Raw genomic sequence first — 12,678 nt, forward strand, 5'->3', positions numbered from 1 at the left:
TCAGGGTTCTTCGGTCTTGATCTCTGGATCGGAAAACTTGTACATGTCCCCGTAGTCGGTCAGCAGGACACCGAACGGGTTCGTTTCCGGGTCGAACGCGTTCTCCAGCGCCACGAACACGTTCGCCGTCATCACGATCGTCCGCCGCGGCCGGTCTTTGTCGGGTAACACGATCTTCGTCGCGAGCATCGACACATTGACCCGGGACGAATCGGTCCGGCCGTCCGGAGTGGTCGCGGCGTTGATGAAGGCGGACGAGTTCGCGGCCGCCTCGGCACTGACGAGGTCACCCCGCCGCTGGTTTCCCGTCTGCATGAGATACGCCGGGTAAGCCGGGTATCGCCTCCTCCAGTCGGCCTCCACGGCTGCCTGGGCTTCAGTTCCCTCTTCGTCGGCCCTGCCCAGATATCCACCGAGGTAGATCGCGACGATCCCGCCGTTGAGAAGCGAAGGCTGAGCCGTCGCCGGGACCGCGCCCGGCGGATCGGCCAGGTTCAGCCCGAGCTGCCCGACCAAGACCTGCTCGTGCGGAGCGGTGTGCAACGGCTTGACCCGCCCGACGTAGACCTTGCGGCCCGGTTGCGGGCGCAAAAGTACCTCTGGGCCTCCTTCTCGAGGTGGGACATAGCCGAGTTCGACCACCCTGCGCACCTCCTCCGCGATGGTGTTCTCGATCCGCGGCCAGATCCGCTCCAGGTCGCGCACCGCCGTCACGGGCATCCGAGGATCAGCCGGGTTCCGGGCGATGTCCTTGAGGTAGCTCTTGCCGCTGACAATCTTGACCTCGATCTCATCGGCTCGCTTCCGCACCTCCGGATGCACGCGGCCCTCGGCATCGGCCAGGAAGCCGGCCACCCGGTACAGCGGGTCGGCCGGATCACGCCAGTACACGAGATCGTCCATGCGTTCGATGGGGTACAACCCGGTCCGGCTCGCGGCGGAGAGCATGAGATCCGGCGCCGATCCCGCAGAGATCGGCCAGGTCGTGCGGGAATTGGCTTGATCCTGCCAGACCGTCGTCCCTCCCGCGGTCGTCTCCCGTGCTCCGCTCTCCGTCGTCGTGTTGTACACACTGGCCAGCCGAGGGGCGGTGAGCAGCCCACCGGATTTGGCCGCGACCAGCGCCGGGACACGGTCTTCGGCCAGCCGCGCCAACCCCCATTGGTCCACCACCGCCCGTAGTCGCGGCGACACCACTACGCCTTGGTCGTCCAGGGTCAGGTCGAAATCGGAGAACCACGACGAGCGGCTCTCCAACAAGGCCCTCAGCGAGGGCAGGCTCTGGTCGTTCTCCGGATCGAAGGACCGCACGGCTCGTTCGACCGCCCGCTCCGCGGGCAGCAATCCGCCCGACGTCTCCTCGACCCACCGAGGCGAACGCCCCTCTGCCAGGCTCGCCACCCCCCATCGCTCCACCATCTCGCGCAACCGGGGCAAGATCAGGCCGTCACCGTCGACGGCGAGCTCGTTCCACGAAATCAATCTTCCGGACTTCTCCGCGACCCACGCCGGCGCGCGTCCTTCCGCCAGCCGTGCCAACACCCAGCGATCGACCACTTCCTTGACTCTCGGCGAAACCAGCACACCATCCCGCTGCTCGGGAGCGAGCGCCGGAACCGACCGCGACACGGCTTCGAGCATCGCCTTCAAAGTCGGCTGTTTTCCACGCACATCCGGGTCGTAGGAGAGCAGTGTGTCCACGGCCCGCTCGTACCCGGCTTCCGCCTCGGGAGTAAGGCCCGGCGCGGGCTCCGGACTCTCCCATCGTGGCGTGAACAACTCGGCGCGCGACGCGGTTCCCGGCTCTCGCACCTCGTTCATCGACCACGCCACCGCTGCGGCGATCCGTGCGTCGTCGGTCTTCGGCAGCGTTTGCTTCACAGCCGCCACCAGAGCGGCATGGGACAGTCCGGGGTCCTGGCCGAGCTGGACCCGAACCTCGGCCGCGACGGAGACGCGCAGATGGACAGGCTGGACTCGGTGCCAGCCGATGCTGATTCCTTCCGCTTCCAGCCGTCTCTGGACATCGGTCGCGGTGAGGCGCGCACCCTCGTTCACCAGCTCGGTCACCCGATGCTCGAGCTCCTGGTCATCGATTCGCGACAGCGGGGCCATTCCTGCGTCGCGCCTCGCTTGGCGATACAACGCGTGAACGGTTTGCCGGATGACGATGTAACCGTCCGCGCGAACCTTCTGTACCACCTCGTCGAAGGTGTGCTCCCGCGCGATCAGCTCACTGACCAGCCTCGACAGATTTTCGTCCGCGATCCTTCCGCCGCTCTTCGTCATACGCTCCGGATCGACAGCCCGTACCGCATCGTCGATCCAGCCTCTCGGGGCGTACATTCCCGCATCGGTCACCGCAGCGGCCACACCCAGCATCGAGAGGTTGGGATTTTTCGCAAGAGCACTCTCCACCACACCGGAGAGCTCCTCCCTGTCGATACTCCGCAATCCCCCGACTTCGCCCCGCCTGGCGGGCAAGCGAGAAGGCATTTCGCGCTGGGACGTTTGCGCGACCCGGCTGATCGAGGCGAACAGGGTATTCCGGTCGGCGACATTTCTAGCAGAAAGAAGTTCGACTATCTCACCGACGCTCGAACCCGCGTTCTCGGCGATCGCGGCACGGACGATCGAGTCCACTTGCTCGTCAACAGAGGCTCTTGCCGCAGATTGCTCCCCGACCACCTCTTGCCAAAGGGCGCGAGCCCGATTCTTTCCGATATCCGCATACCCTTCCCGGGAGAAGCGCTCGTTCAAGGACCGCACGGTGTCGGCGTAAACGAGGGGATTGTCCCGCCCGGCGGCCTCGGCCTTCTCGGCCAAGGCCGCGCGCCAGGCCTCAGTGGGCACGTACCCGGGCGGGTCCGTGGTTCCCTCGCCGGGAGCCCGCGAGTGAGCCGTGTCGCCCATTCCGGCGATCTCCGGCCTCTCGGTCACCGTGGCGGCTCGCTTCGTACGTCCGGCGACCGGCTCCTGGGCAGGTCGTTTGCCCAGCCGGACGGGGAGCTCGTCCGAGAGACCGGAGGCGGTCACCTCGTCAGCGGACGAAGAAGGGCGCTCGGCTGCCGCCGCGTCGATCTCTTCCCGGGTCGCCGCGGGCTTCAAGAGGGCCATCGCCGCGCGAAGCTGCGCCGGGGTGATGCCGGGGTGGCCATCGAGCAGACCGTGCACGACGGCGCCGACGGATAGTGATTCCGCACCCCTTGCCAATTCCTCACGCGCGGTCTTGATCATGCGGTTCAAGGTCTCGTTTCGGAAGGTTTCCTTCTCCGCGCGAAGGATTTCAATGATCCTCCGGCGGACGAGCCAGGGCTCTTTGCGCAGCATTTCAAGAATGCGCTGGGTTTGTCTTTCGATTTTATATTCGATGGGGAGACGATTTTCTGTCCAGATCCGTTTCAAGCTGCTCTGGATGCGGTAATCACCGACAGAGAACTCTTTTTCGCGGAGGCTGCGCGCGGCGTCGGCAATCGTTGGCTGCGAGTCCGCACCAAACTCCTCACGGAGATGGGAGTCCAGCTCGGCATCGTCGATCCGGTGCTGCGTCGACTCGTAGTACTTCGGTTTCGCCTGCCGAGGAGCGTCGGTTTCCTGCGGATTGTCCGCGACCACCTCCGTGTCACGATCATGGGTCGTCCAGATTTCGGCGAACCGGATCTCCGTGGTCACTTCTCCACGCGGAACGGGTTGCGTTCCCCGCACTGCATGCAAAGCTCTCCGCAACCGGTCAGTGCCGGGAGCCTTGCCGGTGTCAGGGTCTTTGATGTGCTCTTGGAGTTGAGTTCGACTGACCTTCTTCCCCGGGTTCATCTCCTCGAGTCGCCGAACCACCTCCCGCACGCGATTCTCCAGTTCGTCGTCGGTCATCCCCGGCCGCCTGCCCAGCCGTGTGCCCGTCCCCTCCGGCCGAGGCGATGTCGCGTCCGGGTGGAGGCTCCACACGGGCGGACTCGACCACGGGCCCGTCCCGGCCGCGAGGCTGCCGTCTTCGAAGACGTTCACTTTGTCGTGCAGGTGGTAGGCGGAGACCTTGAGGCTCCCGCCGGACAGGACGTCGGCCCGCTGCTGAAGCCTTGTGACGACGGGGTCCGTGAGATCGCAAGCCACGACGATCACCTGCTTGGCCGAAGACCACGGCACCAGGGTTCCGGCGATCGCGTCGAAGGCTTCCGACACGGCCAGATCCGCGAAGCCTTCACCATTGCGCGGCGCTCTGAATCGCCCGTCTCGATGTTCTCCGAACAGCACGAAGGCGTCCGGGTCTGTCGCCCGTAATCGGGCGGCGGCGGCACGCACTCCTCGCACGGCGGCGGCGTCCACGCTCCGCACGAAGGCCGCACCGGCGAACCCGCCGCCGTTGTCCGGCAACGCCACCACGGTGATCTCACCGTCGGAGGTCGCCAGCACCCTTTCGGTCGTCCGCGAGTCGGCCAGCGACGCGACCCGCTCCGCCGAGAGCAGACCGCCGGATTTCTCCACCACCCACGACTGTTCACGGGCGCTGTCCAGTCGCGCGAGCGCCCACCGGTCGACCAGCTCGCGCATCTCCGGAGAGACCGCGCGGCGTTCCACGGGATCCGGCAGGCTGAGCTGCGGCCGCCACACCGAGACCGCGGCCAGCATCTCCCGCAGCGTGCCCTGAGTCCGGTTGTGCTCCGGATCGAACTTGAGCACGAAATCGATCGTCTCCGGATCCACTGGCACGCTGGGAATCGTGGCGGCCCGTTTCGGCGCTCTGACGTCCAGCCCCGCCTCTTCGGCGCTCCGTTTGTTCGTCGCCCCCGCTGCCGACGCCCGGGCAGGAACGATCTGCGGATCGTGCAACATCGCCGACGTCGCCTCGACCAGCCCCGTTTCGGCGTCCGGCTGAATCTCGCGCACCCTCGCCACGAGAGCGGGTCCGGCGAGGTCGGGTTGCTCGTCGAGAACGGCTTTCACCGTGGGGCTGAGCTCGGCCAGCTTCTCCCTCGCTCGCGCGAGCGAGGCACGCGCCGCCTCAGGACCGACACGAATCGGTGGGTCCATTTCGCGCAGGACTCTGCGGATCTCGGTATGTGTCGTACTGGGGCGGGTGATCAGCAGTTCGATCACCGCGTCGTCGAGACGGGCGTCCACCCTTCCCCGCACCGGGAAACCGGCCGCGAGCTTGGCCGCGGTGAGAGCTTCACCGGCGAGCTGCTTGCGGATCACGATGTTCTGCTCTCGCAGAGCCGCCACGAACTGCTTGTTGGTCAAGTCAGGATTCACGGCGAGCATCGCGCTCGCCCGCACCTTCAGCTCACTGACCTCGGGGGCCTTGTCCGCACCGCGGGTTTCGCCGAAAGGATCGCCAGGCCGCCCGCCGACGGGAACGACACGGCCCACGGATGCCAGCAGGCTCCTCTCGTCCGCCACGTTCTCGCTCAAGAGACGATCGACCACGTCCTTGACGGTCGCATCGGGCCTGTCGATGAACGCGTCACGCACGACCGAGTCCAAGCCGGTGTCGTCGCCACGCCTGATCCGATCGACCGATCCGGCCTCGCGCCAAAGAGCGTCGAACCTCTTTTCGCCCACCTCGAACAGGTCTTTCCTTCCCGAGATCTGCTCGGTCAGCAGGTCCTTCGCGGTGTCTCGCTCGATACCGGGATTCTCGTCGACGATCTTCCGCAAAACCTCGCCGAGTACGTGGGGAGCCGGCTGTGTTCCCCTCGCCTCGTGCCAGGCGCGCTGGAGCAGGTCATTGCCCGGGCCCCGTCCGGTGATCGGGTCCTTCAGCCGGTCTTTCGCGAACCGCTTGGCGGCGGCCTGAGTCGTGCTGCGCCCGACCTTCTCCAGGTCCGTGATCACCGTCCGCATGACCTCGGTCACCTGGTCGAGGGTGAATTTGGGCCGCCGTGGCGGAACGGCTCCACTCGGGGCACCGTCCGGGTCGAAGCTCACCGCCGGGACACGACCCGGCGGGATCAGGCCCCCGGCGATGTCGCCGTCGTCGAACACGTGCAACTTCGTGTTCAACTGCCACGCCACGACCTGCACGCTCTTCATCGGCAACAGGTTGCTCACGTGCCACTGAAGCTCGGAAAGCACGGGGCCCGTGAGGTCGCACGCCACGACGATCACCCGGGAGACCGTGGCCCACGGGATCACCTGGCGGGAAACCGCGTCGAGTCCCGCGACCGCGGGGATGCCTTTCATGGCTCCGCCCTCGCCCGGCGCCAGGAACTGTCCGTTCGCGTGCCGGCCGAACAGGACGAAGGAGTTCGGCTCGGCGGCCTGGATCCTGGCCGCGGCCGTGACGACCGCCCGGACTGCCTCCCGGTTCGCGCGTGGGAGGAACGCCGCGCCGGCGGGGATTCCCACCCTGCCGGGCAGTTCCAGGGCGACGACGTTCCCCATCGGGGTCATGAGCACTCGTTCGTTCACCGGCACCTCGGCCCGCAGCGAAGCCACCCGGCTCGGCGTCAGCAACGCGTCCGAAGCCGCTACGACCCACGCGGGCGTATACCCCTCCGCCAACCGGTCCAGCGCCCACTGATCGACCACCGCGCGCAACTGCAGTGACTCCAGCAGGCCGTCCACGCGCGGCATGAGGTCGATCTCCGGGTACCACTGCGCCAAACTTTCGAGTTTCGCTCTCGGTGACATCCGTCCCGCGGGAGTGTTCGGGTCGAACCGCAGGACGAATTCGACACCTCGCTGGTCCAGCACCGCGTCCATGCGCCGGGCGCTTCTGGGCGGAGGGACCAGGTGAGCGGCCTGCGCCAGAGGGCTCCTCGGGGCGACCTCGGTCCTCAACACCCTCATCCGCTCGCGCCTCACGGCCTTCTGCTCGGCCGTGGCCCGCACGCGCCGCCTGGGCGCGGGCTGCGCCTCCCCCGTCGTCGTTCGACGGACGTCGGCGATGCGGGCCGGCTCCTGCCTGGCCGAGGAAGCGACCGCGGTCAGCCGGGCCACCGCCGCGCGAACCCGCGTGTCGCCGACCGTCGGCATCGCCTCGCTCACCTTCGCCGAAAGCTGCTCGGCGGTCAGGCCCGGTTCCTCGGCGCGGAGCGCGTTCACCGCGGCTTCGACCGGCAGCGAGGCGGCGACTTCGCGCATCGCCGCGCGGACGTCCGTGGTCAGCTGCACCAGTTTCGTCCGAGCGCCTGCCTTGCGCTCCAGCCGCAGCTCCTTGCCGATCGCCAGATCGGTGCGTGCGGGATCGGCCCGCAGGGCCCGGACGACATGCGGGACGACCTTCTCGATGTCCACGGCACGGGTTCCCCGCTCCGCCAGGATTTCGGCCAACCGGGCGTGCACGTCCTCGCCGGACATCGACTCCAGAGTCACTGTCCTCGACTCGCGAATCCTGGCGAACGACTCGACGATCTTGCCGCGGCCGGCTCCGTAGTTGAAGGCGGCGAGGGTGTCGACGGTCTTGGCGATGGACGGAACCTGTCCCTCGCCGTACAGCTCGCCGAGCAACCGATCCAGGTCAGCGGACGAAATCCGTTGCGGCAGCCGCTGCGACCATGCCGGGTGCACCGTCTTCAGCGAGGCGAGAACCCGGTCGTGCGAAACGCGCACTCCACGGCCGCGGAGTTCGTCGGCGATGGCCAGAAACGACAGCGAACCGGACGTCGCGATGACGTTCTCGACGAGCCGGTTCACTTCGCCGTCGTCGACCGGCCGGAGCAGATCGTCCAGGGCGACACCGGTCACCCGGACCACCGAGGAGTGGAGCCGTTTCGCGTCCACGGCCTCGCGCGCCAGGAGGTCGTCGAGGATCGGCCTGATCTCCGCCGCGTCCGTGCGATCACCGAGGCTTTCCCGCACCATGGAATCCAGAGCGAGGTCGGGGTCGGGCCGGGAAACCGCGGGCTCGGACACCACGGCCTCGGAAGGCCGTCCACCGGCCGCCTTCCAGGCCCGGTCGAAATGCCGCTCGATGAGCCGCGGAACCCTTTCCTTGGCCGCGGCGAAGCCCTCGTCCCAGGGCATGGCGGGGTTGTTCGCGACCAGTTCTCGCGTGAAATCGCGGACGGCTTCGGTGTACCCGCGCGGCACCGGCCGCGTTCCCGTCAACCGGCGAAACACTTCTGTGATGCGCTCGGTACCGGGGCGCCCGCCGGTTTCAGGATTCGTGAGCCGTTGTTTGACCTCCGTCAGCGTCGCCTTCACACCGTTCCTCGGGGTGGCGAGGATCTGCCGGATGGCGTGGTCCAGTTGCGCGTCGGTGTAGGTGAACGGCCTGCCCGCCTTGCCGCGCACCTCCGTCGAGGTTTCCGTGTCGGGGTCGAGCCTGATCGCCGGAGCGTCGCCACCGATGTCGTCGCCGACGGTGATCCTGCCGTCTCGATGGACGCCGAGCCGGTCACCGAGGTGGTAGGGAATCAGCTCGACATGCCGGGCCTGCGGCGTGCTCGCGAGATGGGCCCGGAGCTCACCTATCTGCGGATCGGTGAGGTAGCAGGCGACCACGACCGCGCGCTGGATCGCGGTGGACCACGGCCGCAGCTGCGCCGACAACGCCGTGAAAGCACTTACCGCGTCCAGCGTCGAGGTCCCGCCGCCCACGCGAGGTACCGCGAAGAACCCTTCACGGTGCTTGCCGAACACCGCGAACGTGCCCGGCTCGTTTTGCAAGCGCATCGCCGCCGCGTGCACCGCACGCACCGCAGTGCTGTCCTCGTGCGGTACGAACGCCATCCCGATCGACGCGCCACGACGACCGTGCAGCTCCAGGCCGACCACGCGACCCGCGGCCGTGTCCAGCACCCTCGTCATCGCCGGTGTTCCCCACAACGCGTCCGCGCGCTCCGCCGAGATCAATCCACCGGACTTCTCCGCTACCCACGGCGCGTCACGCCCCTCCGCCAACCGCGCCAATCCCCACCGGTCGGCCAACTCCCACACCGGAGCCGACGCCCTCACACCTCCTTCCGTGCGCTCGAGAACGATCCCCTGGTCCCAGGTCTTCAACGCCTCCAGCATCGCCGCCAGCGACGGCTGAAGGGCGTTGGCCTCCGGATCGAACTCCAGCACGTGCGTCACGACACTTTCGTCCAAAGCGTCACGCATCCCCGACACCGTCCCCGGCGCCGGAGCGGCATCCACCACCTCACCGGCCGGCGACGTCTCCGCCTCGGTGGCAGGGCGCTTGACGGCTCCCGATCCGCTTCCCGGGGCCTGAGGCGCGTTCACTCGCATCGCTGCCGAGAGGACCTGCTCGGTGATGGCCCCGGGCACTCTGTGCTTGGTCTCCCGCACCAACTCCGTACCGGTGCGACCGGGGTCCTCCTCGATCAGAGCCCGGACAACGGCATCGAGCTCGACGGCTCTGTCTGCGCGGTCCTTTGACGCCCCTCGTACCGACTCCGCACTCTCGACACCAGGGTTCTCACCGACCACGGCTCGGACGACATCGTCCAGCTCCGCGGCTCCCTCGACTCGATCCCTCGCCCGAGGCGCGTTCACTCGCGCCGCCGCCGAGAAGATCTCCTCAGCGGTGACCCCCCGCACCCTGTCCTTGGTCTTCCGCACCAGCTCCGCACTCGCAAGACCAGGGTTCTCACCGACCACGGCTCGGACGACATCGTCCAGCTCCACGGTTCCCTCGACTCGATCTATCGAGGACTTCACCTGCTCAAAACTCAAGGCGGGCACTCCCGAGGCCAGTAGCCGTTGCTGAACCTGGCTGACCGAAGGGGCACGGTTGCCTGAGCCGGTTTCCCCTTCCAGTATCCCGGCGACCCGCTGATCCAGCTCCGCGCCGCGCGGCAGCGCGGGAACCGGCCCCGCGCTCTTCCGGGCCTCGTCCAGAGCCTTGTGAACTCGGCTCTGACCGGCCTCGATCTTCCTCTTTTCGAGTTCGTGGCGTAAGCCCGATCCAGTCAGCTTCGGATCGGCCAAATCCTTGGCGAACGCGAGGAGAAGTTCGTCCGATATCTTCTGGGTCGCCGCGAAGCTTCGCTGCGGTGCCAGCCTGGCCAGTGTCCTGGCGACGCTGTCGTAGCCTGCCAGGATTCCGCCTGACCTCACGTCACCCCAGATCTCGACCGTCGTAGGGTTCTCGCTTTCGGCGAGAACGCGAGTGACGGCGGCGTCCAGCCGCAGGGCGGCCTCCACACGTTCCGCCGCGGCGGCTACCGAGGCTCTGTCGGCACCGTCCTGCCCGGCCACGAGGTCGACGACCTGTTCGACGGTCAGCTCGGGATCCCGCTGGATCGTTTCGCGCACAACCCCCTCGAACTCCTGTCCAGGCAGGACGGCCGTCCCGGAATCACGCGCTCCCGCGGAGACCCCTTGCACAACCTCTTTCCAGAGCGCGGTGAAGCGATCCCTGCCCAGTTTCGGGTACAGCTTCTTCAGTTCGTTCTTGGCACCCTCGCGGGTGATACCCGGATCGCTCTCGCGGACCCCGGCCAGTGCCGCTCGCTGGGCTTCCCAGAGCTCGATGCCGCGAAGGTTGCTCTCCGTCCCTTCGACTATTCGCCATGCCTCGAGGATGTCGCTGTTCGTAGCACCTTTCTTGTTCGACCTGAGCCAAGTCCCCACCTCTTTCAACCCGATCTTGGCTGCCCCGGCCTGAAGAAGTTCCGCTTTCGCCTCTCGCACGGCGGCCACCAACTCTTCCTGGGAGCCGTAGTTGCGTTGCGGTCCTCCGGTCGACGAGGACGGCTCCCCGGCGGGCCGGGTCTCCTGCGACGCCACTGACTCCGAGTCGGGGTGCAAGCTCAGCACCGGGCGATGCGGGCCAGGATGCGTCCCGGTGGTGATCGTGCCATCGAGATCGACAGTGATCACCTCGCCGAGGTGATAAGGCATCACCTCGACGTGTCCAGCCCCCGGAATGCTCCGGACACCGGCCGACACCGAATTCAGCACCGGATCCGACAGGTAGCACGCCAGCACGATCACCCGGGAGAACGGCGCCCACGATTCCACCCCCGCCGCCAGCCCGCGGAACGCCTCCACCGCGCCCATGCGCACCGCGTTCGCGCCCGGCGCCTCCACCACTCCGTCCCGATGGCGGCCCACCATGACGAACGCGTCCGGATAGTCCGTCCGCAACCGTTCGATCGCGGCCCGCGCTCCCTTGACAGCTGCCATGTCACCACGATCGATGAAACCCGCGCCCACCACGTGGCCCTGTCCATCGGCGAACTCCGAGACCACCACCCGCCCCGCCGAAGTACCCAGATCCCTTGCCGCGCTCACCGAATCGAGCAGAGCCCCGACCCGATCCGCCGAAAGCAGCCCACCCGAAGCGGCCGCCACCCACGACACGGGACGACCCTCCGTCAACCGCGCCATCCCCCACTGGTCCACCACTTCACGCAGTCGCGGCGAAACCAGCACCCCATCGCCGTCCACCGTGGGCCGCAACGGCGGAACCCACTCGCTCACCTGCTCGAGCAGACTCCGCAACGAAGACTGGGAAAGATTCGCCGATGGATCGAAACCCACCACGAAAGCGACATCGCTCTCCAGCAACGCCCCAGCGTCACCGGCCGCTGAGCGCTCGTCCGCCGCCGGGTCACGCGGCCGGTCAAGCGCTTCGTGGGAAGTACCCCGCGCATCGGTCACGACCGGGCGTTTCGACGGGGCGGCTACCGGGTCCTCGGCCGGTCGCTTACCCGCGGGCACCGAGCGCGGACGCCCGGCCGCGGAGCCGGTGTCGAGCTCTGACGCGGGAATCTTCCCACGCAGGCCGTCCACAAGGTCCGGATGCGTCGACCGCAAGCGGGCCAAGGAATCCTGAATGCGCCGATACCCGATATCTCGCCCTTGATCATGCACGGCCCTGACAAGTTGCGTGACCGATCCGATCTTCCGCTCGGTCCGGTCTTCGCCCAGAAGTCCGAGCAGGTGTCGATCCAGGGCTGCGTCGTTCAGCGCGGGAAGGGGAATTCCCAGCACTGCCTTGGCCAGCCGTAAATGGTACGTGGCACGATAGCCGGCGATACTGATTCCCCGTGCACGAAGTTCGGCCTCGAAGTCGGCAATCAGCAGTCGCTCGTTCGCCTTGACCAGTATCTTGGCCACCTCGCCGACCAACATGTCCGATATCGTCCGCAGACCACGCTGCTCGCGCCCGGGCACCACCCTGGCCACGGCCTCGCCGATCCGCTCGTAGGTCGCTTCGACTCCGCCGGCCCGGACCTCGCCCCAGACCTCCGCGATCGTCAGTTCACCGTTCTCGGCGAGGACACTCCGGACCGTCGCGTCCAGCCGTGCGTCGTCGACCGCTTCAAGTGCGGCGGGAGCAGGCAGCCGCCCCATCCCGTCCGCCGCGGCGGTCAGCCTCGCCTCGTCGGCGACATCCCAGCTCGCGAGGTGCCCGACAGCCTGCTCCAGCGTCCAATCCGGCCGGTTCTCGAGGGTTTCCCGCACGACTGAGGCCAACCCGTGAGCGGCGCTTTCCGGATCGGCGACGGAACGGGCGCCTACGCCGGCATCCAGCCAGACGCGGCTGAACACCTCCTTGATGTTCTGGGAAAACTGCGGCTTCAACAGTTGAAAGGCATCACGCCGACTGATATTGGCGTTCTCCGCCAGAAGGACGGAGAGCGCGGCGCGGACCAGCTTCTCAGTGTCTCCGCGACGGACAGCGGGCGCCGTCTCCTTCGCCTCGTGCCACGCCTGCCACAGCCTATTCCCCGCCGCCTTCACTCCCGTGTCCGACAGGTACTTCCTGACCTGGCTTTGCGT

General features: G+C 67.4%; 1 protein-coding gene (only partly in view). It reads right to left on the bottom strand.

The annotated features are described in order from the left end of the window. A protein-coding gene (locus tag ACOCEP_RS34360; RefSeq protein WP_482333545.1) for a WXG100-like domain-containing protein crosses the window boundary here: on the bottom strand, nucleotides 1–12,678 show its 3' portion. Its footprint extends 15,096 nt past the window's final position; the window shows 12,678 of its 27,774 coding nt (coding positions 15,097–27,774); its start codon lies off the right edge, out of view — the gene reads right to left on this strand; its stop codon occupies nucleotides 1–3.

This window comes from Amycolatopsis sp. CA-211722 (assembly GCF_056828465.1).